The sequence below is a fragment of the Bizionia sediminis genome (genome assembly GCF_042684585.1).
GTDB classification, from domain to species: Bacteria; Bacteroidota; Bacteroidia; order Flavobacteriales; family Flavobacteriaceae; genus Algorimicrobium; species Algorimicrobium sediminis.
This window is the reverse complement of sequence record NZ_JBHULS010000003.1, coordinates 107,881-131,382: the sequence shown is the minus strand read 5'-3', so window position 1 is coordinate 131,382 and position 23,502 is coordinate 107,881. Positions and strand designations below refer to the sequence as shown.

The 23,502-nt window shown below is 37.9% G+C and carries 22 protein-coding genes; 5 read left to right on the top strand and 17 right to left on the bottom strand.

The features are described 5' to 3' along the window. The first annotated feature begins 10 nt into the window (after positions 1 to 10). The 3 genes from ACFSQP_RS08640 to ACFSQP_RS08630 all read left to right on the top strand — a co-directional run bounded on the left by ACFSQP_RS08640 (position 11) and on the right by ACFSQP_RS08630 (position 3,300). Positions 11 to 514, top strand: a complete 504-nt coding sequence (locus ACFSQP_RS08640) for a DUF6702 family protein (RefSeq protein WP_376893467.1) — start codon at positions 11 to 13, stop codon at positions 512 to 514. 64 nt (positions 515 to 578) lie between these two features. Continuing rightward, positions 579 to 2,888, top strand: a complete 2,310-nt coding sequence (locus ACFSQP_RS08635) for a M1 family metallopeptidase (RefSeq protein WP_376893464.1) — start codon at positions 579 to 581, stop codon at positions 2,886 to 2,888. A gap of 124 nt (positions 2,889 to 3,012) precedes the next feature. Continuing rightward, positions 3,013 to 3,300, top strand: coding sequence for a Sec-independent protein translocase subunit TatA/TatB (locus ACFSQP_RS08630; protein WP_376893462.1), 288 nt, complete (start codon positions 3,013 to 3,015; stop codon positions 3,298 to 3,300). Between the two features lie 178 nt (positions 3,301 to 3,478). Here the strand turns inward: ACFSQP_RS08630 and ACFSQP_RS08625 are convergent, their stop codons facing one another. The 10 genes from ACFSQP_RS08625 to ACFSQP_RS08580 form a co-directional block, all read right to left on the bottom strand. After that, entirely contained in the window at positions 3,479 to 4,123 is a 645-nt protein-coding gene (locus ACFSQP_RS08625) for an O-methyltransferase (RefSeq protein WP_376893460.1), read from the bottom strand. Positions 4,124 to 4,261: 138 nt separating this feature from the next. Continuing rightward, positions 4,262 to 5,350, bottom strand: coding sequence for an amidohydrolase family protein (locus ACFSQP_RS08620; protein WP_376893458.1), 1,089 nt, complete (start codon positions 5,348 to 5,350; stop codon positions 4,262 to 4,264). Between the two features lie 3 nt (positions 5,351 to 5,353). Further along, positions 5,354 to 5,890 carry a 3-hydroxyanthranilate 3,4-dioxygenase gene (locus tag ACFSQP_RS08615; protein WP_376893456.1) on the bottom strand — a complete coding sequence of 179 codons (537 nt, stop codon included), beginning with the start codon at positions 5,888 to 5,890 and terminating at the stop codon, positions 5,354 to 5,356. 48 nt (positions 5,891 to 5,938) lie between these two features. Further along, the gene (locus ACFSQP_RS08610) at positions 5,939 to 6,391 is read right to left on the bottom strand and encodes a hypothetical protein (RefSeq protein WP_376893454.1); all 453 of its coding nucleotides are present in this window, start codon (positions 6,389 to 6,391) and stop codon (positions 5,939 to 5,941) included. A gap of 3 nt (positions 6,392 to 6,394) precedes the next feature. Continuing rightward, positions 6,395 to 7,177, bottom strand: coding sequence for an SDR family oxidoreductase (locus ACFSQP_RS08605; protein WP_376893452.1), 783 nt, complete (start codon positions 7,175 to 7,177; stop codon positions 6,395 to 6,397). Positions 7,178 to 7,260: 83 nt separating this feature from the next. Beyond that, positions 7,261 to 8,703, bottom strand: a complete 1,443-nt coding sequence (locus ACFSQP_RS08600; RefSeq protein WP_376893451.1) for an aldehyde dehydrogenase — start codon at positions 8,701 to 8,703, stop codon at positions 7,261 to 7,263. A gap of 62 nt (positions 8,704 to 8,765) precedes the next feature. Further along, on the bottom strand, positions 8,766 to 9,203 hold the full coding sequence (locus ACFSQP_RS08595) for a RidA family protein (RefSeq protein ID WP_376893449.1): 438 nt from the start codon (positions 9,201 to 9,203) through the stop codon (positions 8,766 to 8,768). A gap of 68 nt (positions 9,204 to 9,271) precedes the next feature. After that, positions 9,272 to 10,732: an FAD-dependent oxidoreductase gene (locus tag ACFSQP_RS08590; protein ID WP_376893447.1), complete on the bottom strand. Its 1,461-nt coding sequence runs from the start codon at positions 10,730 to 10,732 to the stop codon at positions 9,272 to 9,274. 50 nt (positions 10,733 to 10,782) lie between these two features. After that, the gene (kynU, locus tag ACFSQP_RS08585) at positions 10,783 to 12,063 is read right to left on the bottom strand and encodes a kynureninase (RefSeq protein ID WP_376893445.1); all 1,281 of its coding nucleotides are present in this window, start codon (positions 12,061 to 12,063) and stop codon (positions 10,783 to 10,785) included. A 169-nt stretch (positions 12,064 to 12,232) separates the two neighbouring features. Then, entirely contained in the window at positions 12,233 to 12,910 is a 678-nt protein-coding gene (locus ACFSQP_RS08580; RefSeq protein ID WP_376893443.1) for a hypothetical protein, read from the bottom strand. Positions 12,911 to 12,967: 57 nt separating this feature from the next. Between ACFSQP_RS08580 and ACFSQP_RS08575 the strand changes: the two genes are divergently transcribed. Beyond that, the gene (locus tag ACFSQP_RS08575) at positions 12,968 to 13,768 is read left to right on the top strand and encodes a class I SAM-dependent methyltransferase (RefSeq protein WP_376893441.1); all 801 of its coding nucleotides are present in this window, start codon (positions 12,968 to 12,970) and stop codon (positions 13,766 to 13,768) included. Between the two features lie 28 nt (positions 13,769 to 13,796). Here ACFSQP_RS08575 and msrA read toward each other — a convergent pair whose 3' ends face one another. The 3 genes from msrA to ACFSQP_RS08560 all read right to left on the bottom strand — a co-directional run bounded on the left by msrA (position 13,797) and on the right by ACFSQP_RS08560 (position 16,465). Further along, positions 13,797 to 14,444: a peptide-methionine (S)-S-oxide reductase MsrA gene (gene msrA, locus ACFSQP_RS08570; RefSeq protein ID WP_376893439.1), complete on the bottom strand. Its 648-nt coding sequence runs from the start codon at positions 14,442 to 14,444 to the stop codon at positions 13,797 to 13,799. A 122-nt stretch (positions 14,445 to 14,566) separates the two neighbouring features. Continuing rightward, entirely contained in the window at positions 14,567 to 15,346 is a 780-nt protein-coding gene (locus ACFSQP_RS08565; protein ID WP_376893437.1) for a zinc ribbon domain-containing protein, read from the bottom strand. 3 nt (positions 15,347 to 15,349) lie between these two features. Then, positions 15,350 to 16,465 carry a Nif3-like dinuclear metal center hexameric protein gene (locus ACFSQP_RS08560; RefSeq protein ID WP_376893435.1) on the bottom strand — a complete coding sequence of 372 codons (1,116 nt, stop codon included), beginning with the start codon at positions 16,463 to 16,465 and terminating at the stop codon, positions 15,350 to 15,352. A 47-nt stretch (positions 16,466 to 16,512) separates the two neighbouring features. Between ACFSQP_RS08560 and lpxK the strand changes: the two genes are divergently transcribed. After that, on the top strand, positions 16,513 to 17,523 hold the full coding sequence (lpxK, locus tag ACFSQP_RS08555; protein ID WP_376893433.1) for a tetraacyldisaccharide 4'-kinase: 1,011 nt from the start codon (positions 16,513 to 16,515) through the stop codon (positions 17,521 to 17,523). Here lpxK and ACFSQP_RS08550 read toward each other — a convergent pair. The 4 genes from ACFSQP_RS08550 to ACFSQP_RS08535 form a co-directional block, all read right to left on the bottom strand. After that, positions 17,516 to 19,723: an ATP-binding protein gene (locus tag ACFSQP_RS08550; protein WP_376893431.1), complete on the bottom strand. Its 2,208-nt coding sequence runs from the start codon at positions 19,721 to 19,723 to the stop codon at positions 17,516 to 17,518. The two genes, lpxK and ACFSQP_RS08550, sit on opposite strands and share 8 nt — an antisense overlap. Before the next feature lie 59 nt (positions 19,724 to 19,782). After that, positions 19,783 to 20,799 (bottom strand): type I glyceraldehyde-3-phosphate dehydrogenase, encoded by a 1,017-nt coding sequence (gap, locus tag ACFSQP_RS08545; RefSeq protein WP_376893429.1) that lies wholly within the window; start codon positions 20,797 to 20,799, stop codon positions 19,783 to 19,785. Continuing rightward, the gene (gene lipA, locus ACFSQP_RS08540) at positions 20,799 to 21,677 is read right to left on the bottom strand and encodes a lipoyl synthase (RefSeq protein ID WP_376893426.1); all 879 of its coding nucleotides are present in this window, start codon (positions 21,675 to 21,677) and stop codon (positions 20,799 to 20,801) included. The genes gap and lipA overlap by 1 nt, the downstream gene beginning before the upstream one ends. Positions 21,678 to 21,982: 305 nt before the next feature. Next, a complete protein-coding gene (locus tag ACFSQP_RS08535; protein WP_376893424.1) occupies positions 21,983 to 23,197 on the bottom strand; it encodes an NRAMP family divalent metal transporter in 1,215 nt (404 codons plus the stop codon). Positions 23,198 to 23,502 lie beyond the last annotated feature (305 nt).

The following is a 23,502-nucleotide window of genomic DNA, read 5'->3' as shown; positions in this document are numbered from 1 at the left end:
AAGAAACAAGATGACATGGTTAAAATATAGTTTAGTAGTATTGGTTTTTCCTTTATTGGCTTTTACTGGTGTTCATAAATATTACGTAAGTATAACGCAGGTAGAGTACGTACCAGCCGAAAAATCGGTGCAAATTATTTCGCGATACTTTATAGACGATTTTGAACGGGCATTGCGCGAACGCTATGATGCTACTGTAACACTCATGGAAAACGAAGACACAGAAACGGTTAATAAGCTCATGCAACGTTACCTAACAGCTAAAATATTGGTGGTAATAAATGGCACTGAAGTCCCTATAAATTTTTTAGGGAAAGAATACGAAAATGATATTGTGTATTGCTATTTAGAAATCGATAACGTAGCTGCTATTAATACTTTTGAAATGCGTAACACCGTTTTATTTGATGTTTTTAGCGACCAGAAAAACATTATTCGTACCAACATTAACAATGAATATAACAGTTTCATTTTGAATATTAAAAATGATAAAGGTATGTTAAATTTTAAATAATTTATTTTAAAACCTTAAAAATGTGTTAATTTTCCACTCTATTGATAGTAATTAATTGTAAATAATGAAAAAACTAAAGTATCTTTTCCTATCGGTGTTGTTTGTTTCAGCCAGTGCCTTTTCACAAGAAAATGAGCAACCAGCTGAACGCCAACAAGGCCATACCAACAACAACAAGTTTAAACAGTTGTATGAGGAGTTTTCTACACCAAACATGTTTCGTACCGCTTCTGGTGCGCCTGGGCCTGCATATTACCAGCAGCAAGCCGATTATAAAATGGACATTGTCCTAGACGATGAAAGAGCTATTATTTCGGGATTTGAAACCATTACTTATACCAATAATTCGCCCGATCAGTTGCGTTACTTGTGGGTGCAATTAGATCAAAACGTTCGAGCACGCGACTCACAGTCACCGCTAATTGAAGATAGTGGTATACGCGCCGCACAACAGGCTTCTAGTTTTGCTTCAGATTATTTAACAGATGGTTTTGACGGTGGTTTTAAAATTGAAGCGGTAACCGATACAAATGGCAATGCTTTACCACACATGATAAACCGTACCATGATGCGTGTGGAGCTGCCAAAACCTTTAATGTCTGGTAACTCGTTTTCGTTTTCCATTAAATGGTGGTACAACATTAACGATTATGTAAATATGGGCGGCCGTTCAGGTTATGAGTTTTTTCCAAAAGATGGTAACCGCAATTATATAATTGCTCAATTTTATCCACGCATGGCAGTTTACAACGACGTAGAAGGCTGGCAAAACTCCCAATTTTGGGGTCGCGATGAATTTGCCCTTCCTTTTGGTAACTTTGAAGTGAATATTACAGTACCATCCGATCATATTTTGGACGCTACAGGGGAACTTCAAAACCGTAAAGAGGTGTTTACCAAAGAAATGTTGAAGCGTTTTGAAAAAGCGAAAAAATCATACGACAAACCAGTATTTATAGTTACCCAAGAGGAGGCGGAAAAAGCCGAGAAAAATCGAGCTAAAGGCACCAAAACATGGAAGTTTTACGCAGAAAATGTACGCGATTTTGCCTTTGCATCATCCCGAAAATACATTTGGGACATGATGGCGGTTAAAATTGGCGACAAGGATGTTATGGCAGTATCTATGTACCCTAAAGAAGGTAATCCGTTGTGGGAAGAATGGTCTACTTACGCGGTAGCTAGTACGTTAAAAACATTCTCCAGAATGACTTTCGATTATCCGTATCACAAAGCTATTTCGGTACACGCCAAGCAACAAGGTATGGAGTACCCAATGATTTGTTTCAACTTTGGACGCCCCAACGAGGACGGCACCTATAGCGACAGAACAAAATACGGCATGATTAGCGTTATTATTCATGAAATTGGTCATAACTATTTTCCTATGATTGTAAATAGCGATGAGCGCCAATGGACGTGGATGGATGAAGGCTTAACTACGTTTGGCCAGTATATTGCAGAACAGGATTTTGGTAAGTGGTATCCAGAAGCTTTGTCTGAAGGACACACTACCTATCCGTCCAGACGTGGTCCAGCTGCTAATATTGTTCCTTATATGGGCGGCGATCAGGATTATATTGCGCCTATCATGACCAAGGGTTTAAATACCTACCAGTTTGGTAACAATGCGTATGGCAAACCTGCTACCGCTTTAAATATTTTGCGCGATGCTGTTATGGGTCCAGAGTTATTTGATTATGCCTTTAAAGAATATGCTAACAGATGGATGTTTAAGCACCCAACCCCAGAAGATTTTTTCAGAACTATGGAAGATGCTTCGGCATTCGATCTAGATTGGTTTTGGAGAGGCTGGTTTTACACAACAGATTATGTAGATATTGGTGTTAAAGAGGTGAAAAAATACTATGTGTCTTCAGAGCCTAACGAACAAATTAAAGAAATGGTGAAGCGCCGTGGCATGCAAATGAGCGATTTACCACCGCTAGTTTACATGGTAGAAGAAGGTAGCGAGGAGTTTAAAGAGGATATGAAAAATGGAACCCTTTTGGATAATTCGCCTACTTTAAAGGAGTACGTTATGGATAATTTTACGCCAGAAGAACGTAAAAATATAAAACAACCAAAGTATTTTTATAATGTTACATTCGAGAAACCAGGTGGGTTAGTGATGCCTATTATTGTGGAATATACCTATGCAGATGGGACTACAAAAATGGAAAAATATCCGGCTCAAATATGGCGTCTTAACGATAAAGAAGTTAGCAAGGCCATTGCTTCCGATAAAGAGATTGTAAAAATTACAGTAGATCCAAACTTACAAACAGCAGATGTTGATACTGCCAACAACTCTTGGCCACGAGAGGTTACCCAAAGTAAATTTGATCAGTTTAAAAATAAAACTGACGATTAAAAAACGGGTATTAATTTAGCCTGTGGGCAAATTAGAAAGTAAGAAAATCATAAATTATTAAAAAAGTCGACTTTTAGGAGTCGGCTTTTTTTATTCGTATCATTCTACACACTATATTTGTACTGTGATACAGACTATTCATTTTTTATTCATCGGCACCACAGAAATCATGTTTATACTATTTGTAGTAATCATGGTTTTTGGAGCAGACAAAATCCCGGAAATAGCCCGAGGATTAGGCAAGGGCATGCGCATGATGAAGGATGCTTCTAACGATATTAAATCGGAAATTACTAAGAGCGCCGAAAAAAACGGTATTGATACCAGCGTAACTAAAGATGTGCAAGACGAGCTTAATAAAGTAAAAGACGATTTAGAGGATTTTACAGGCTCTATCCGAAGAAAGCTTTAAGCAAATTTTTAAATTCCTGGATTTTACAGGCCGGTTTAGTCACTAAATACGGCGGTAATTACACAGCTAATAGTTTTTAAGTACTTAAGCGTTCTAGTTAAAGCAAGTAAGCTTGTGGGTTAATTGCTTTGTAAAATGCAATCAATTATGGCATATAACAGCTATGAACGTAACAAACCTATAATTTCCTACTAATGGTCAACCCATCACGAATGGGTAACAAAACGGTTTCTAAACGCGGATCGTCCTTTAAAAGCTTATTGTATGCCATGAGTGCTGGTGTAGCTTTGTCTTCTTTTTTATGTGAGGTGTCTAGTATTTTGCCGCTCCAAAGCACATTATCGGATAAAATAATACCACCGCTGGACATACGGTTAATTATCAAGTTAAAATAGGCTGCGTAATTTTCTTTATCAGCATCAATAAAAATCAGATCGAAAGCGCCTGGTAAGGTTGGAATAATATCCAATGCGTTTCCTAAATACTGCTGAATTTGAGGCCCATAAGCCGATTTGTCGAAATAGCTGCGTTGAAAATCTACTAACTCCTCGTTTATATCTATAGTATGCAAGTGGCCGTTAGGTTGTAAGCCTTCGGCAAGGCACAAAGCAGAATAACCTGTGTATGTGCCAATTTCAAGTATGTTTTTTGGTCGCACCAATTTGGAAATCATGCTTAAAACACGGCCCTGGTAATGACCACTTAACATGCGTGGTTGCAATACTTTTTGATAGGTTTCGCGAGTAAGTTGTTGCAGTAATTCTGGTTCGTTTTCTGAATGGTTTACAACGTAGGTATTAAGAGCGTCAGATAGAAAATGCATGCAATTAGATGTCTAGTAATGGTTATGAATTAAATAATGCCCAGAAAAATAAAATTAATGGCGTCCTGGAAGCTAAAAAGTAACCGGGTATAGCCACAACTGTCTTGAGTTTTTTCTTTGGCGTTTAAACTATGGTAATTAGGTGTTACCTAATATTCTATTTTCTAAATTTTTCTTGGCGGTTTCGTCGTCGCCACAGAGCCACTGGATAACGTTATTGTGCCAAATCTCATCCCGCTCGGTTTCTGTAATAATATTTTGGTCTATGGCTAAATCTAGAATTTTCCCGGGGTAAGACGATTGTTTTTCGCTTTCCATTTCACCCAAAGGGTACGGATCGTCTAACCCCATGAGCACCTGCTTGGAGCCTTGATTTTTTATAAGTAACTGTAGGCCTCCAGTGTCATGCACCAGGGTGTCGAAAAATATGTTTTTGTGGCCAACAGCTTTTCGTGGGTGACTTTTTCCTTCAAATAAATCGGGGCGCCCATCAAAGCCTTGAATACGGCGTCCTAAATTTATTTGTGCTAGCTGGCCGCCATGGGCAAAACAAGTACGCATGTTTGGATATTTATCTTGATAGCCGTTAAGGGTTAAAAAGTGATAAGCATCGGCGCATTGTGCCAGCATCCAAATGAGGTGAAATCGCCACGATGTGTTTTCTAATTTTATAAATTTCTCTCCATCGTATGGGTGAATTTCTACCGCTAAATTGTATTTATTTGCCAATTCAAAAATAGGTTCATTTTCTTCATCAAAAATGCAACGCCACGTTCCTATGGTATCCATATAATGTGTTGGTAAGCATAGTAGTTGCATGCCTAATTCGTTTACGCAGCGTTCAATTTCCCAACAGGCACCACGTACAAAACCAGGATGTACCACAAAGCCACAAGTAAATTTGCTAGGATTATCGTGTTGAACTTTGGCATTAAAGTCGTTTTGAAAACGAAGTGCTTGCTTCATTTCCTCCACCCGTAAGCCATTTCCGTATAATTGCGATAGGTTTAAAACTACAGCATGGTCTATATTGTAACGCGCCATCCATGCTAACTTTTCGTTTAAAAAGAAACTGGAATCGGTTATGGGTCTATTCCAGTCTTTTTGAAGCATAAATTTTCTGTCCTTATCCACCCAAAAGATACCTTTATCCTGCATAAATTGCGGAATTTCTTCCGGATAGGGTAGTAGGTGCGAATGCCCATTAATGCGTAGTTTACGTTTCATATATTAATTGTCTATCATTACTTTTTTTGGTGGTTCCATGGTGGCTTGGCAATTAGGACAGGTGCGTTTCTTTTCATCCCCGTAATATCTATCAAAAATTACCGGCATATCGGTTTCAATATTATCAACGGTAAAGTCTTCCTCATATAGCTTTGTGGTGCAGTTTTCACAAAACCACAATAACGCATCGGTTACGCCTTTGTCTCGCGGATATTCAATTACCAATCCTACAGTATTAGCGCCCCGCTGCGGGGAGTGCGGTACTTTTGGAGGCAGTAAAAATATATCGCCTTCTTTTATATGAATATCCTTTGGTTGGCCATTATCAATAATTTTAAGAACCATATCGCCTTCTATTTGATAAAAAAATTCTGGCGTTTCGTTATAATGATAATCTTTTCGGCTGTTTGGGCCACCAACAACCATTACAATAAAATCGCCGTCTTTCCATACCACTTTATTCCCAACAGGTGGTTTTAAAAGATGTCGGTTTTCGTTAATCCATGCTTTAAAATTAATAGGTGGAAATATAGTACTCATAATGTGTTGTTTTTTGAAAAGATTGCTATAAAGTTACGAACTTTGTCCTCAATTTGCAGTATAGTTTTCGGTGTTTATTTTTTTACGTTTTCCAAACGTTAAATCGATTATTTTATAATAGCCTTTATGGAATTCTACCGTAAAATAAATTTGGTACCGGGGTTTTAATTTAGATTTTGTTTGCTTGTAAAAATTACGCTCGTACCAAACAATTTGGCGTGTATCTGTTACCGAGGTATGGGTGTTTTTTAGGATTCTTTTTTTGGTATACTCTAATGCAAGAAAGGTTGTTTCAGATTTTAAATAAGCTGTGTCAACGGTATTGGGATTTGCCATGAGAGGTACCATATTATCAATTTGATTGGTTTGAAGCCAATAGGCAATTTCTTCTACTATAGGTAACTGATTTATAGCGGCATTTGAAAAATTTTCAATAACATATTGCGCTCTTCCAATGGAACAGGTTAGGAGAAACACCATTAATATCCCATACGTTTTCATGTGTTACAAACTTTTAGTACGGCCGCCATCTACGGGTAAATTTATACCGTTAATATAGCCAGCACGTGCGCTAGCTAAAAAGGTTATGGCGTGCGCCAGTTCTTCTGGTTGCGCAAAGCGTTTGGCTGGTATGGCTTGTTTCATAGCTAGGGCTGCGGCCTCTTGGGTTGTTCCTGTTTTAGCAGATTTATTTTTAATAATTTCTGTTAAACGCTCGGTTCCTGTCGCGCCTGGTAACACATTGTTTACGGTAATACCAAAGCTACCTAATTCGTTGGCTAACGTTTTACTCCAGTTGGCCACTGCACCTCGAATGGTGTTGCTCACGCCCAATCCATCTAGCGGTTGTTTGACAGATGTAGAAATGACGTTTATGATGCGACCATAGTTTTCGGTTTTCATAAACGGCACTAGGGTTTGTACCAGTACATGGTTGCATTTTAAATGTTGTGTAAAAGCGCTATCGAAAGCTTTCAATTCCGCCGAGAAAACCGGTCCACCTGCAGGACCGCCTGTATTGTTAACTAAAATGTGGAAACCATGGTGTTTGCTTATATAATTGGCAACTTTGGTTTTTAATTCCTCGGGATTGCTAAAATCGGCTACTATATAATCGTGTTTTCTGTTTTGTGGCAAAGCCGCTAAAGTGGCTTTTAGCTTTTCCTCGTTTCTGGCTATTAGGGTTACTTGTGCGCCTTCTTCAGCTAGAGCAAAGGCAGTGGCTTTTCCTATGCCGGCTGTACTGCCACAAACTAATGCGTATTTATTATTTAAATTTAAATCCATGTTAAGTATATTTTTTAGGTGTAACTGCTTATTTGTAAGCGTTTACATTTTTTGTTATGTTGAATGGGTGTGTTTAAACTATTCTAGTTGTATGCAATACACACGTTTTTAGCTTCTGTAAAAAAGCGAAGTGCTTCAAAACCACCTTCCCTGCCTACTCCTGAAGCTTTTACACCACCAAAAGGCGTGCGTAAATCGCGCATCATCCAGGTGTTTACCCAAACTATACCTGCTTGTAAGGCATGCGTCATGCGCATGGTCCGGTTTAAGTTATTAGTCCAAAGTGTGGCCGATAAACCATATTTTACTTTGTTGGCCATTTCTAATACGTCGCGCTCTGTAGTAAAGGGCATAAGTGTTACAACGGGGCCAAAAATTTCTTCTTGGTTTACGCGGCAGTCATCCGTGGGTACTTCAATAACCGTTGGTTCTAAATAATAACCGTTTTCATATCCTGAAATGGTAACTTGCTTGCCACCGCATAAAACGGTGCCGTTTTCATTTTTAGCAATTTGTATATATTCCATTACCTTTTCTAGGTGTGGTTTGGAAACCAAGGCGCCAATATTTGTGGAATCCAGAGACGGGTGTCCAACCTTTAAGGCTTTTACTTTTGCTACGAAATCGGTTTTAAATTTGTCATAAATAGACGCTTCTACAAAAATACGGCTGCCACACAGGCAAATTTGTCCTTGGTTAGCAAAAGAGGATCTGACTGTAGTATCCAGCATTTTGTTATAGTCGCAGTCGGCAAAAATAATATTTGGGTTTTTCCCGCCTAATTCCAATGATAATTTTTTAAACATGGGTGCCGCAACTCGGGCTATATGCGCTCCCGTTGCTGTGCCGCCAGTAAATGAAATGGCTTTAATATCTGGATGCTCAACAATGGCTTGTCCAGTAGAACCACCCAAACCGTGAACAATATTTAAAACACCTTTTGGTAACCCAGCCTCGTTACAAATTTCACCTAGTAAATAAGCGGTCATGGGTGTAACTTCACTTGGTTTGGCAACCACACAATTACCTGCCGCAATGGCGGGTGCTATTTTCCATGTGAATAAATAAAGCGGTAAGTTCCATGGCGAAATACAACCCACAACACCAATAGGCTGACGCAACGTATAATTTATGGCATCTTGACCAACGCTTTCATGACTTTCACTTGAAAATTGTGTAATGGCATTTCCAAAAAAACGAAAATTACTAGCTGCTCGTGGAATATCCACGGCTTTGGCTAAAGAAATAGGTTTACCATTGTCTTTACTTTCAGCGTCTGCAAATCGTTGTAAATTAGATTCTAATAATTCTGAAATTCTAATCAAGATTCTACTACGTTCTTCCAAGGTGGTTTGCGACCAACTCGGGAAAGCAGCTTTTGCTGCTTGATAGGCATTTTCTACATCTTCTTTTGATGAGTTTGGAATCTGTCCATAAACCGCACCGTTTGACGGGTTGTAGTTATCCAACCACGTATTTTGAATTGGATTATGAAAGCTGCCGTTAATGTAGTTTTGAATGTTCATGGTTGGTACCGAGCGTTAAAATGAAAGTGGTTGCGCTAATTAGGAGGTGTTAATTTTAGTTTTTAATTCTGTTTTTTATACGCTGTTACCTTAATTTCAATTACCAAATCGGGGTGGGGCAGTTGGTGTACAGCTACCGTGGTGCGCGTTGGTCCGTTTTCTTTATCAAAAAATTCTGCATAGGCTTTATTATAGCCTGCAAAATCGTTCATGTTTACCAAAAATGTAGAAACATCTACCACGTCTTTTAATGAGGCGCCAACGGTTTGCAAATTTTTATCAATATTTTTTAGGACCTCGCGTGTTTGTACTTCAATATTTAAATGTTTAGTACCCATTTCGTCAATAATATCAACGCCAGCAATGCTGTTATCTGCTCGGCGGGAACTGGTACCAGAAACAAAAATAAAATCGCCTACACATTTTACATGCGGATAAGCGCCACGTGGTGTTACCTTGCTTCCTTGTGAAGTTGTTTCGTTATTATTTTTAGTGCTCATAAAATTAAATTTGTGTGTTCTTAAAATAAGAAGTTAGTATTAATTAGGGTTGTTTGTAGGTTTAGGGCTTATTTTAGGCCGGCTATTCTATCGTCTTCTAAAATGGCCTCGGTTTCAGCGTTTACTTTTTGAAGCGTTTCTTTTAATTCGGTATCAGACAAGTTATTTACTTTCGTAATAGTTTGATCTGCTAGCATATTTAAGATAGCCTTATCCTGTGCTCTACCGCGCATCATGGCTTCCCGATAGCCTATAGTTTCATTAAAAGTGACTAATGAATATTTAGATGCGTAGGCCTCTGGGAATGTTTTTTCCAAAGCCATTTCCAGTGTGCGTTTCTCTCTAAAATTAGGGTGATTAACATGGCCTTTCATTTCGTAAAAATTGTCGATAGCCAAATCGGCAATAGCATCGGTATCCTTTTTACGCGTTTTTTCGTAGGCTGTAAAAATAGCTTCCCAACTGTCGTGTTCCGCATCTAGAACCTTATCAAATTCCACCACATCTTCAAATGAGGCATTCATACCTTGCCCATAAAATGGTACAATAGCATGTGCGGCATCTCCCATTAAAAGAGTGTTGCCTTTGTAGTGCCATGGTGCACATTTTACGGTGCCTAATGGCGCTGTGGGATTTGTAAAAAAATCGTCTACCAAATTAGGCATTAAATCTAGTGCATCTTTAAAATAGGCAGTAAAAAACGCCAAAACACGCTCTTTAGTCGTTAGGTTATTAAAATTGTATTCCCCTTCGTTGTAACTTAAAAATAGGGTTACTGTAAAACTGCCATCTAAATTAGGCAAGGCTATTAGCATGAAAGCCTCGCGCCCCCATATATGTAAGACATTTTTATCGGTTTTATAACTGCCATTTTTGCCGGGTAAAATTGTTAATTCCTTGTAGCCGTGTGTTAAATATTCTTGCGAGAAGCTGAATAAGAATTTACGACTTAAAAAATAACTTTGTCGCATGGCAGAGCCAGCACCGTCTGTGGCAATAATAATGTTGGCCGTTTGGTTAAGCTGTTCTTGGTTGTCCAGATTGGTAAAGTGTGCTGTGGTGTTTTCAAAATCTACAGAATCACATTTTCTATTAAAGTAAATTGATACGTTTTCGTGTTTTTCGGCTTCATCCAATAGTAAGGCATTTAGCATACCACGCGAAATAGAGTTAATGTACTCATGATCGCGCCCACTGTAAGGCGCAAAAGTGGTATTCCCTGCCGTATCGTGCAACATTCTACCATTCATTGGGATACACAGCGGTTTTACTTTGTCCCAAAGTCCTACCAAATTAATAGCTTTAATGCCGCGGTTGGAAAGGGCTAAATTGATAGAACGACCGGCGCTAATATCTACTTTTCGCAAATCCGGACGCATTTCCATAACAGTTACTTTATAGCCACGTTGTCCCAAACGAAGTGCTAAAAGCGATCCGCAAAGACCTGCGCCAATAAGTAAAATATGTTGTTTAGACGCTTGGTTACTTTGGGAGGTATTATTGGTATGTGTTATGGTTGGTTGTGTCATTATGATATAGGTTTCTGTGGTTAGTTAAGGTTTTAAAAAATGGACGCCATTTAATTGGCTGGCTTATTCACTATTTCTTTTAGGCGTTCCACCATATAAAATACATCTTGATACGAATTGTATAACGGTGTTGGTGCACAACGAATAACGTCTGGCTCACGCCAATCGCTTATAACACCAGCTTGAGTGAGGCGCTTATGAAGTGTTTTATCTGCATTTTTAACCTGAATAGATAACTGGCACCCTCTTTCGTCTGGGTTTTCTGGGGTAATTATGCGAATAACATCTTCACCCAATTGTTTTAATAAAAAGGCGAAATAACCAGTTAAATGGATAGACTTTTGCCTTAATTGTTCCATGCTAACGGATTGAAAGATATCTAACGATGCTTTTATGGCAGCCATTGATAAAATAGGCGGATTACTTAATTGCCAGCCTTCTGCGCCTGGAAGCGCATCAAAATCGTCGCGCATTTTAAAGCGGGTTTCTTTGTTATGACTCCACCAGCCAGTAAAGCGGTTTAACTTGTTGTTATGTGCATGGCGCTCATGTACAAAACACCCACCCAAGCTACCCGGACCAGAATTTAAATATTTATAGGTGCACCAAACGGCAAAGTCGGCACCAGAATCGTGTAAATTTAAAGGAACATTTCCAGCACCGTGTGCACAATCAAAACCAACCATACACCCATGGGCATGCCCCATTTTTGTTATGCGTTTAAAATCGAAAAACTGTCCGGTATAATAATTAACCCCGCCAATCATTATCAAGGCTATTTCATGGCCATGCGTTTCTAAAATAGCCTCAAGATCTTCGTAACGCAGTAGCTCTTCACCCTCTCGGGGTTTCCATAAAATTAAACCATCTTTTTCGTTATAACCATGATGCCGTAATTGCGATTCTACGGCATATTTATCCGATGGAAAAGCATCCGATTCGATTACAATTTTATAACGCGAATCTGTTGGTTGGTAAAAGGAAACCATCATGAAATGTAAATTGGCTGTTAGGGTGTTCATAACCACCACTTCTATAGGTTTGGCTCCAACAACCGCTGCCATGTTATTGGTTAAAAATTCATGATAACCCAACCAAGGGTTTGCAGCCTGTGTATGGCCCTCTACGCCCAAGTGTGCCCAATCCGCTAATTCTTGATTAATGTAATTTTTGGTGGCTTTAGGCTGTAAACCCAAGGAGTTTCCGCATAAGTAAATGGTGTCGTTCCCGTGTTGGTCTTTAGGGATGTGAAATAGGTTTCTGTAGCCTGATAGCGTATCGTTAGCGTCTTGTTCTTTAGCAAAATCAAGACCTGTTTGGTAGTTGGACAAAGTATTATGTTTTTGATGATGTGTTACAAAAATAAGAATTATAATTTTAGGAATAAAGCATTCATAAAAAAAGCCCAGGCCTACTATGCAAGCGCTTTTAAGATGGTTTTAGCTTTTATAAGTTTCTGTCTTTTAAAGATATAAGAAACATTAAACTATGATTTTTTTTTTATTTAACCGCCACATTTGTAAAAAACAACTCCCAATTTTGGTTTGGTTTTTTATGGTTTAAAGCCAATAAAACACCTTTAAATTCGGTATTATTTTCCCAAGTAGTGGTCATGGTTGGTGCAGGGGCATTTGCTTTGCGGTAAACCCATTCTTCAATTAAAAAATTATTATTGTAGTAAATATCATAAGCGTCGCCAGGCGTATAGCCGCCTTCATTGCTGTAGGTAATAGTAATTTTGTGACGCATTTGTTGACTTATAGGAGCTAATTCTTTTTGTGGTTCCGAAATTGTGGTACCAGTATCCCAAACCAAATTAAATGGCGCTAGCAGCCAGAATTTATCATTAATAAAGGCTTTGTCTGCGTTTAAAGCGAGGCTATCTATGTTGTTTCTGTTGTAATGTATGGTGTCGTTTTGGCTTATTAATCTCACCTTATCTTTTTTAGGCAGCCATTGCCAAAAACGGGTAAAGATGGTGCTATCTTGTTTTACGTTAAAGGCAAATTCTAGCGTATCTACCTCATGCCAATTGTGAACGCCATAGGCTGCTGCTATTTTTTGAGCTGGCGTTTTTTCGGGTATTGCAGAAGGTTCCATATTCTGGTGTTCGGTTTTGTCTGTTTTACACGATTGTAATATTACCAATGCGCATGCTATAAGGATGTAGTTTTTCATGATATGCATATTTTTCTTGTAAAGTTATACTAATTTAGCAACAAATAGGCACATAACATGAGTTTAGAAAAACAGTATTTTAATACCAACAGGGCAACCTGGAATAAAAAAGTGAGCGTACATGCCCAAAGTGTTATGTATAATATGTCGGGTTTTAAGCAAGGCGTTAGTTCATTAAACACCTACGAATTAGAAGCTTTAGGAAACGTATCTGGGAAATCGCTTTTACATTTACAATGTCATTTTGGGCAGGACACCTTAAGTTGGAGCAGAATGGGGGCGCGTTGTGTGGGGGTAGACATAAGCGAAGAGGGCATAAAATTAGCAAAACAGCTAAATGCCGAACTACAACTAGATGCCCGTTTTATATGTTGTAATGTTTTGGATACGGCGGATTATATAAGCGAGCCATTTGATATTGTATTTACAAGCTACGGCGTTATTGGTTGGTTGCCTAATTTAAAACCTTGGGGCGCTATGGTAGCTGCATGTCTTAAAAAAGGTGGTACGTTTTTTATGGCGGAATTTCATCCTATAGTATGGATGTTCGATTATACCAAACAGACACCCGAAATAACCTACGGCTATAATCAAGATGAGGTTATTTTTGAAACGTACAGCGGGACTTATGCCAATACAGAAGCCAATATTATAAGCAAAGAATATACTTGGAACCACGGTTTAGGCGAAGTAGTTAGCGCCTTAACACAGGCTGGATTGCATGTAGAATATTTAAAGGAGCACCATGATAGCCCTTATAATGTGTTGCCCAATTTAGTTGAAACAGAAAGCGGTATGTTTGGTTTAAAAACTAGGCTATATCCTTTAATATTTTCAATTAAAGCCACGAAACTTTAACTGTTTAGAAAAGTATGGTTAAAAGTATTTATTTTAGAACCTCTGGCATTTTTTGTTTGAATTTGTTTAAACGCGGTATGGAAACATTTTTAATGTAGGGGTGGTTAGGATGTAACTTCTCGTAATCTTGATGATAGGCTTCTGCTATCCAAAATTTTTGAAAGGGATATACTTCTGCCGCTACCTTTTGGCCTAATTGCTTTTCTAGAGCTGCTATTTTTTGAGTAATAATCGCTTTTTGTTCCGCATTTTGATAAAATATAATGGAGCGGTATTGCGATCCATTATCTGGGCCTTGGCCATTTACCTGTGTTGGATTTTGAGAGGCAAAATAAACATCAACAAGTGTTTTAAAACTTACTACTTCTGGATTATAAATAACCTCTACAGCTTCAGCATGGCCAGTTCTTCCGGTATTGCTAGATTCGTAAGTCGGGTTCTTAGTGTGGCCGCCTGCATATCCAGAAATAGCTTCGTTTACACCCTTTACACTTTCGTAAATTGCTTCTACACACCAAAAGCAACCACTGGCAAAGTAGGCTTTAGCTAATCCGTTTTCCATAGGTACTTCAATAGGTGTTGCCTGAATTACAGCGTTTTGCTTGGGGTTGTTTTGTGCGTTGTTATTGCAACTAAATAACATAAGTGCAGTAACTAAAAGAGCTAATTTATTCATAGGTGTATTTTTTAATTCGGTCGTATTTTTTAGTAGAACCTTAAGCTAAAATTATTAAAGTTTTACTAAAAGAAAAAGCCTTCAGTGTTCTTGAAGGCTTTTTCTTTTATTTGTTGTTGCTTTTACAGTTTAGAGAATAGTTTCTGCATTTTTTCGCGCTCTTCTTGAGCCAAAGCAGCATCTACTAAAATACGGCCACTGTGTTCGTCTGTAATAATTTTTTTCCTTGCGGCAATTTCCATTTGCACCTGTGGTGGAATAGTAAAAAAGGAACCACCTGAAGCGCCTCTTTCAATAGCTACTACGGCCAATCCATTTTTTACATTGGTTCTAATACGGGTGTATGCCGCAACCAAACGCTCTTCAATAGATTTTTTAAATTCATCCGATTTTTTCATTAACGCTTCTTCTTCCTTTTCGGTTTCAGCTAAAATAGCATCCAATTCGCCTTTTTTGTGTTTTAGGTGCGTTTGGCGCTCTTTTAAGCGCTCTTTGGTTTGAGCAATAACTTCTTTTTTCTGCTCTATTTGCGCCTTAAATTCGTTAATGTTTTTTTCAGCCAACTGAATTTCTAACTCTTGGAATTCAATTTCTTTAGAAATGGAGTTAAATTCTCTGTTATTCCGAACATTTTTTTGTTGCTCGGTGTACTTTTTAATTAGCGCTTTCGCTTCTTCAATAAGATTCTTTTTAGCGCTAATGTCATTCTTAATACCTTCTAAACTATCTTCTAGCTTTTCGAATCTGGTGGTCATTCCAGCAACTTCATCTTCTAAATCACGCACCTCTAGAGGCAGTTCGCCACGAACATTTCTAATTTCATCGATACGAGAATCTACTAATTGCAAGTCGTATAGTGCTCTTAAACGCTCTTCTACAGTTGCTTCTTTCTTTTTGGCCATACTTTAATAATACTTAACAGGATTTGTATTGGTCTCTGATAATAATACCTTACTTAAGGGTAAGGCAGGTGCAAAATTAGTAATTTTTTTTGTAAGATGCGCTACTAAAAGATTTTTTGTGAACTGCTCACTTTCATAATGACCTATATCCGCTAAAAGGATGGTATTTTCTGCTTGAAAAAAGTCGTGATATTTTAAATCGGCCGTTATAAAGGCATCTGCGCCAGCTTGTTTGGCTGCTCCAATAGCAAAACTTCCCGAGCCACCCAAAACAGCTACTTTTTGAATAGGTTTACCTAAAAACTGGGAGTGGCGAATGGCAGGGGTGTGCATGTGTTGTTTAACATATGCCAAGAACTCTAATTCTTCCATGGGCGTATGCAAGTTTCCAACCATACCCATACCAATATGTTGGTTGGTGTTTTCCAGAGCGGTAATTTCGTAAGCTACCTCTTCGTATATATGTGCTGCAAAAAGCGCTTTTAAAATGGAAGACTTTAAGTGTTTTGGAAACGTAACGGTTATTTTTGTTTCGGGTTCCTCGTGGTTTTCTAGTTTGTTGCCTATTACTGGATTAGCATTGGCGCTTGCTGTAAAGGTGCCTGTACCCTGGGTGTTAAAACTGCAGCCAGAATAGTTACCTATGCTACCGGCACCTGCTTTAAACAAAGCTTCCCTTACCGTATTGGCATGTTTATGAGGCACATAGGTGGTTAGTTTTTTTATGGTGTTTTGTTGAGGTATCAAGATGGTCTTGCTTGTAAGGTTTAGACGTTGGCAAATCATGTCGTTTACGCCATGAATGGCATTATCCAAGGCGGTATGTATGGCATAAATAGCTATGTTGTGTTTTATAGCTTTAATGGCTACCCGCTGCACATAGTTTTTGCCTGTAAGTGTTTTAAGGCCTTTAAATATAATAGGGTGAAAGCTAACTATGGTATTACATTTTTTTTTTATGGCTTCATCTACTACGGCTTCGGTGGTATCCAATGTTACCAGTATTCCTGTTATTTTTTCGGAGGAATTGCCAACTAATAATCCAACATTATCAAAATCCTCGGCATAAGCGTTTGGTGCAAAATTTTCTAAAATGGTAATTAGGTCTTGAACAATCATGAGTATTTATGTTTAACTTCAAAGATAAAATAATTACTTTCGTTGTTATGAAGCTTCTCCGAAAAATATTAGTTCCCATTGTGCCTATTTATTATTTGGTTACCTGGATAAGAAATCGGTTTTACGATTGGGGTATTTTTAAAAGTAAACGCTATGCGCATCCTGTTATTTGCGTTGGGAATTTAAGTACGGGTGGCACGGGGAAGTCGCCTATGATTGAGTTACTAATAAACCTATTTAAAGATTCTTACCAAGTTGCAACTTTAAGTAGGGGCTATAAAAGAAGTACCAAAGGTTTTTTGCTAGCCGGTAAACAAGACACTGCTAAAACGCTTGGCGACGAGCCTTATCAATTTTTTAATAAATTTAAGGATGCTATTCAGGTGGCTGTGGATGCTAATAGGCAACGCGGCATTGAAAATTTATTGAAACTACCCAATAAACCCGATCTTATTTTATTGGATGATGCTTTTCAGCATAGGAAAGTAGCAGCTGGATTTAATATTTTACTAACCACATATCAGGAACCTTATTTTACCGATTGGGTACTGCCAACAGGCAACTTGCGTGAACCGAAACAAGGTGCTAAACGAGCACAAATTATTGTAGTCACCAAATGTCCGGATAACCTTACTGCAGAGACTAAAACCCAGTTTATAAAAAATTTAAAGCCGCGTAAAGGGCAACTTGTGTGCTTTAGTACCATAAAATATAGTAGCATGGTAGTTTCGGCAAAGGATAGTAAAAAATTAACTACTCTTATAAAGCCAACTTTGGTTACGGGAATCGCCAATGCTGCGCCTTTGGTACAGCATTTAGAAAATTGCGGTTTGGATTTTACACATCTTAATTTTCCAGACCACCATGAATTTACGGCCTTGGATATAGCGGCATTAGAAAAAAAGGCTTTTTTATTAACAACTGAAAAAGACTTTATGCGGTTGAAGGTGCATAAAAGTTTGGCTTCTAAATTATATTACTTACCTATACAGGCAGTTATAACCAACTCCGAAGCTTTTGAGGCAGCGGTTTTAAATTATGTGAAACGGTTTAACTAGGTGGGGTGTTTTTAAGGCCGTTGTTGGCTTTTAGCGCTTCGAATAATTTTTTCTCGAAGATTTCTTGTTTAAAGGGTTTCGAAATAATATCGGAGAATCCGGCTTCGTCAAACTCGGGCATTTTATCTTCTATGGTAACGGCTGTTAGGGCAAAAATAGTAATATCTTTATTAAATTTACGAATACGCTTTGTAGCCTCTAGACCGCTTATTCCAGGCATATGAATATCCATTAAAATAACATCGTAATTTTCGTTTTGTGCTTTTTCAACAGCGTCTTCGCCATTGTCTACAATGTCGCAATTCAGATTCATTTTATTGAGGATTTTTTTGGTAATCATTTGGTTTATTTTGTTGTCCTCTACCACTAAAATCTTAATTTTTTCAAGCTCTAAACTGTCAATTTTATTGAAGTATTCCACTTTTTCTTGTTTGGCTTTTGGTTCGGCGTAGGTCATTGGAATTTCAAAAATGAAGTTTGACCCTTTTCCTATCTGGCTTTCTAAATATATTTTGCCATTTAAAATTTCAATTAAACCTTTTACAATAGATAAGCCCAATCCGGTACCACCGTAGGTGCGGTTTATTTGTACGGAACCTTGCGAAAAACTATCGTAAAGGCGTTCCTGTTTTTCTTTGCTGATACCTATACCGTTGTCTTCAACTTCAAAACGGATAACGTAATTTTTTCCGTCTTGTTTTATTTTATTGGCGCGTACCCAGATATCGCCATCTTTGGTGAATTTTATAGAGTTACCAATGAGGTTTATTAGAATTTGAGAAATTTTTAGTTGGTCTGCATTAAAAGTTTCTGGGATATCGTTAGCATATTCCAAATGTAATTTGGTGTTATTATCGCTGGCGGAATTATTTAAAGCAGCAATAACATTGGTCATTTTCTTTTTAAGATTGAAGTTTTCCGGTTCTATATCTACTTTGTTAGCTTCAATTTTATTTATTTGAAGTATATCGTTTATGAAGGTTAGTAAGTATTCGCCCGAAAACTTAAGCGATTTTAAATGCGGAATCTGTTCTGGTTTTGGATCTTCATCCAAGAGCATATTTGTTAAACCCGTTACCGCATATAATGGGGTGCGTAGTTCGTGGGTAACTGTGGATAAAAAATTGGCTTTTGTTTTGGATGCCAATTCTGCTTTTTCCATGGCAACAATGAGTTCGCTGTTTTTTATATGCAACATGTTGTTGGTTTTTAAGCGAATGTTGTTGTTTTTGTATAAAGAAAGTGTGAGTAGCGACAAGATAGTAATTAAGGCAATACTTAAAATGGTTGTTAACTTACTCAAGTTATTTTCTTTAATTTTTTCCTCTAAATTGGCGGCTTGTTCTTTTTGAAATTCGGTTTGGTTATCCAGTAAAATTTCAAGGCGTTTTTCAGGCGATAAATTAGCGCGTTTAATTTGTAGTAACGAATCGGATAGCTGCATGTGTTTTTTTAAAAACTTTATTGAAGCCTGATAATTTTTATTGGTTTCTTCTAGTTCGCTTAAAATAAGGTAGCCGTTGGCTAAAATGCTACTAAACCCGTTAACTTTGGCAAGTTCAATACCTTCAAGGGTTGTTTTTAGCCCCTGTTCTGGTTGGTTTAAAAGTGTTAACGCTTTGCCGTTATGAATTAAGGCGCTACTGTGTATTTTGTCTAGTTCGTAACGTTTGGCCAAAGCTATGGCCCGTTCAAGTTGTTGGTTGGCTTTAAGGTATTGCTTGGTTTTTAAACGAGTTTTACCCTCTTTAAGCAGCACTTCAGCAACAAAATCATCTAGACCTTCTTGGTCAAATAAAGCATTGGCGGATACGTAATAATCCAGTGCTTGCCGGTAATCCTGATTGCCAGCATAAACATCGGCAATTACCTTGTAGGTTTCGGCACGATTAACGTCGTCTTTAATAATGCGTTGAATTTCGTTGGCCTTAAACAAGTTTATTAAGGCAGCATCGGGTTCTTCTAGAATGTATTGCAGTTTACCAAGTTTGGCATAAATAATGCCTGCACTTTTTTTTGAATTTATGCTTTCGGAAAGTTTTAAAGCTTCTTCAAGTTGTTTTTGGGCTTTATAATAGGCGCTGTTTTCAAGATCTTGTTGCGCCTGATCTATTTTGTAGTTTATGTTAATTTGAATGTTTTCATTCTCGTTACTAATGTCGATTTGTGCGGATAATGGTGCACAAAAAAGAAGAAACAAGAAGTATAAATATGTATATTTCTGCCACATTATGGATTAGAGCTAGTACACAAATATAACTAATTGCTCGATAAAGTCTGTATTTTTAACGATAAAAAGGTTATTAAATCCAAAATTCGCTGCGAATATCCTGTTTCATTATCGTACCACCCTATAATTTTTACCATGTTACCAATAACCGATGTCATTTGTGCATCAAAAATGCAAGAAGCTGGGTTGCCTACAATATCTATGGATACAATGGGGTCCTGGGTGTAAGCCAAAACGTTTTTTAAGTAGCCTTCGGAAGCCTCTTTGAATGCGTTGTTAATGGTTTCAATTGTAACCGTTTTTTCAACATTAAAGGTAATGTCTGTTAACGATCCGTTTGGTACAGGCACCCGAATACCACAACCACCAATAACATTGGATAGCTCTGGAAAAATTCGCGTTAAGGCTTTGGCAGCACCTGTAGTTGTTGGAACAATAGATTGGCCTGCAGCGCGAGCACGGCGTAAATCGCGGTGCGGCTGATCGTGCAAACTTTGGTCTGTTGTATACGAATGCACGGTAGTAATATAGGCCTGTTTAATACCACATAATTTATGGATAACATCCATCATAGGTGCGGCATTATTGGTAGTACATGAGGCGTTGGATATTACAGTTTCGGTGCCATCTAGCGTGTGTTCGTTAACGCCCATAACAATGGTTTTTATGGTATCGTCTTCTGGAGGAACACTTAAAATTACCTGTTTAGCCCCATTGGTAATATGGTATTGAAGGGTTTCCGGTGTTTTAAATTTACCGGATGCCTCAATTACAAAATCAACTTGTGCATGGCGCCAATTAATATCTTTAGGATGCTTGTTATGCGTTAAAACAATGGGTATGTTGTTTACAATAATATGCGTGTCGTTGTGCGTAACGTTTTCAGTAAAAACACCGTGAATACTATCGTATTTTAATAAATGACTTAAGGTACGGGCATCTGCCAAATCATTAATGGCAACAACCTCTAGATTTGGGTTATTTTGTATTAGTCTAAAAACGCGTCTGCCTATACGGCCAAAACCATTAATGCCAATTCTTATCATTAATTAATGTGTTTTTGGGCTTTATAAGACGAGCGCACCAAGGCACTACTTTCCACGTGTCGGAAACCTAAACTTAAACCAATTTCTTTAAACTCTTCAAATTGGTCTGGCATAATAAAGCGTTTTACAGGCAGGTGTTTTTTACTTGGCTGTAAGTATTGCCCAATGGTTACCACATCTACATCATTTTCTCTTAAATCGTGAAGGGTTTCAATTACCTCCTCGCGTTCTTCGCCTAATCCAAGCATGATACCCGATTTGGTGCGGCGTTGACCTTGAGCTTTTAAGTACTTAAGCACGGCCATACTTCTGTCGTATTTAGCTTGAATACGCACCTCGCGGGTTAAACGACGAACGGTTTCTATGTTATGCGACACCACTTCTGGTGCTACTTCTACAATTCTATCGATATGTTGCTCTATGCCCTGAAAGTCTGGTATTAGAGTTTCTAGAGTAGTTTCTGGGTTCATGCGTCTTACTGCTTTAACAGTTTCAGCCCACATTATGCTACCCATGTCTTTTAGGTCGTCCCGATCGACGCTTGTTAAAACGGCGTGTTTAATTTTCATGAGCTTTATGGAGCGGGCTACTTTTTCAGGTTCGTCCCAATCTACGGTTTCGGGGCGCCCTGTTTTTACACCGCAAAAACCACAGGAGCGGGTACAAACATTTCCCAGAATCATAAAGGTTGCCGTGCCTTCTCCCCAACATTCGCCCATGTTTGGACAGCTTCCAGAGGTGCAGATGGTGTTTAAACTATACTTATCTACTAAACTGCGTAATTCCGTGTATTTTTTGCCAGTAGGTAATTTTACACGCAGCCATTTTGGTTTAGCTTGTCTTTCGGGTAAGATATTCGAAACGGTTTCTGTTTTCATAGACTTGTTTTTCCGTTGCAAAGATACAAAGATTTTAATCATTAGATATCTTAATTAAAACCACTCTTGCTGGTAATTTTAAATAGCAATCTTTAGTTTCTCATGTAGCGACTTGTAAAAGTAAGGCATGTTACCTGTTTAAAACAAAATAGGAGGTGTATTTGCGTAAAAAGTTAACGGCGGCTGCTATTTTATTTTGAAACCCGAATTAATGGGTTTTTCGATACAATACATTTTAGAAGCGTGTTTATTTTCTTTCAGGCTTTACAGGGTTTACCAAGCGTACCTTAAATACAGATTAGTTTTTAAAAAGTGCTTAAAAACCAAAAACTAAAAGCTATTAAAAAAGCAATACAAAACCAGCTGTAAATTTTCATGGCTTTATTAGGTTGTTTGTGTTTTGGCATATGTTTACTGGTTATTAGCACATAATTTAAAATGGCATAAAAAGGTGCTGTTAAAAAGGATATAATAGTCGCAATTTTTATGAGAACACCCATTTCCGAAATAAAACCAAACAAAATAATGAGACTGCCTACCGTTAAAGCTAAAACCCATATGGCATAACCTTTGGGCAATGGTTTATTTTGCAGTAATTGCATGGTTTTGTGCATGGAGCGAGGCGATGCGTCTAGGGTTGTTAATGTGGTGCTAAACATCGTGGTTAAAGCTGCAATACCAATAAGCCAATACGCCCAATTTCCTAGACTGTTGGTGTACATGTTTATAAGCTGATTGGCAAAACCAGCAGCAGAGGATCCAAAGGTTTCGCCAGATTGGTGCATAACTAATGCCCCTAAACCTAAAAAGCAAGAACCTAAAATAAGCGTAGCGGCATAACCTATATTAAAGTCGGTTATACTGGATTTAAAAGTGGTTTCCGGATTTAATTTTTTCTTTTCTAAAGCCCAAAGCGAGTGCCAAATAGACACATCTAAAGGTGCTGGCATCCAACCCATAAATGCAATTAAAAAACCAATTTCTAATGCGTTTTCTGGAAACACCTGTGTTAAGGTTAAGGGGTTGTGGTTGGTGTTAAAAGCCATTATTACCGCAATTATTGTACTTACAGTAAGTGCTATTACAATAATTTTCATGAGTTTATCCAGAAACGAATAGCGGCCTTTTAGCAAAATTAGCAGACAAATAATTAAAATAATTAATGACCAATATGTGGTAGGCCAATTTATATTAAACAACGACGACGCAATGCCTGCAGTTACTGTGGTAACCGCGGTTTGTATGGTAAACATGGTGGCAAATGTAATAACTGCATAAATTACCAATACCACGTTGCCTAAACGCTTGTAACCATCTAGCAAACTTTCTTTGGCGGTGGCGGCATATAAGGCACCAAATTTAAAAAAGGGATATTTTACAATATGAATTAAAACAAGCGCCCAAAGCAGTCCCAAACCAAAGTCGGCACCAGCACGTGTAGATTGAACTAAATGCGAAACACCAATAGCTGCACCAGCAAACAAAAGTCCCGGGCCTAATTTTTTTAAACTAATACTCATTTTTTATAGATTTGGTTGTTTTAAGGTTGTACCTGCGTATTATGATACAATGTAAATAGCTTTATAATAGCCGCTTTTTTAATAATTAATGTAATAAAAAAGTAAAATAAATAATTTTTTTGCAACAAAGTCCTCTTTTTTTAGACATTTTATAACGGCTCTTTAAACTTATATCTGCCTGTTAAGTCCGTATGTTTTTTAAATAATAAGGGTGTTTTAATCTTAAAACATGGTGTTGGCTGCTCGTAAGGTTTACCAATAGTTTTTTTGGCGTACCGTAACAACACTTTTACGTTACTAATAAA

Bases quoted from the DNA above. Each gene is read 5' to 3' on its own strand.
- ACFSQP_RS08640 (WP_376893467.1), top strand. From the start codon at position 11: ATGACATGGTTAAAATATAGTTTAGTAGTATTGGTTTTTCCTTTATTG.
- ACFSQP_RS08635 (WP_376893464.1), top strand. From the start codon at position 579: ATGAAAAAACTAAAGTATCTTTTCCTATCGGTGTTGTTTGTTTCAGCC.
- ACFSQP_RS08625 (WP_376893460.1), bottom strand. From the start codon at position 4,123: ATGCATTTTCTATCTGACGCTCTTAATACCTACGTTGTAAACCATTCA.
- ACFSQP_RS08620 (WP_376893458.1), bottom strand. From the start codon at position 5,350: ATGAAACGTAAACTACGCATTAATGGGCATTCGCACCTACTACCCTAT.
- ACFSQP_RS08615 (WP_376893456.1), bottom strand. From the start codon at position 5,890: ATGAGTACTATATTTCCACCTATTAATTTTAAAGCATGGATTAACGAA.
- ACFSQP_RS08610 (WP_376893454.1), bottom strand. From the start codon at position 6,391: ATGAAAACGTATGGGATATTAATGGTGTTTCTCCTAACCTGTTCCATT.
- ACFSQP_RS08605 (WP_376893452.1), bottom strand. From the start codon at position 7,177: ATGGATTTAAATTTAAATAATAAATACGCATTAGTTTGTGGCAGTACA.
- ACFSQP_RS08600 (WP_376893451.1), bottom strand. From the start codon at position 8,703: ATGAACATTCAAAACTACATTAACGGCAGCTTTCATAATCCAATTCAA.
- ACFSQP_RS08595 (WP_376893449.1), bottom strand. From the start codon at position 9,203: ATGAGCACTAAAAATAATAACGAAACAACTTCACAAGGAAGCAAGGTA.
- ACFSQP_RS08590 (WP_376893447.1), bottom strand. From the start codon at position 10,732: ATGACACAACCAACCATAACACATACCAATAATACCTCCCAAAGTAAC.
- ACFSQP_RS08580 (WP_376893443.1), bottom strand. From the start codon at position 12,910: ATGAAAAACTACATCCTTATAGCATGCGCATTGGTAATATTACAATCG.
- ACFSQP_RS08575 (WP_376893441.1), top strand. From the start codon at position 12,968: ATGAGTTTAGAAAAACAGTATTTTAATACCAACAGGGCAACCTGGAAT.
- msrA (WP_376893439.1), bottom strand. From the start codon at position 14,444: ATGAATAAATTAGCTCTTTTAGTTACTGCACTTATGTTATTTAGTTGC.
- ACFSQP_RS08565 (WP_376893437.1), bottom strand. From the start codon at position 15,346: ATGGCCAAAAAGAAAGAAGCAACTGTAGAAGAGCGTTTAAGAGCACTA.
- ACFSQP_RS08560 (WP_376893435.1), bottom strand. From the start codon at position 16,465: ATGATTGTTCAAGACCTAATTACCATTTTAGAAAATTTTGCACCAAAC.
- lpxK (WP_376893433.1), top strand. From the start codon at position 16,513: ATGAAGCTTCTCCGAAAAATATTAGTTCCCATTGTGCCTATTTATTAT.
- gap (WP_376893429.1), bottom strand. From the start codon at position 20,799: ATGATAAGAATTGGCATTAATGGTTTTGGCCGTATAGGCAGACGCGTT.
- lipA (WP_376893426.1), bottom strand. From the start codon at position 21,677: ATGAAAACAGAAACCGTTTCGAATATCTTACCCGAAAGACAAGCTAAA.
- ACFSQP_RS08535 (WP_376893424.1), bottom strand. From the start codon at position 23,197: ATGAGTATTAGTTTAAAAAAATTAGGCCCGGGACTTTTGTTTGCTGGT.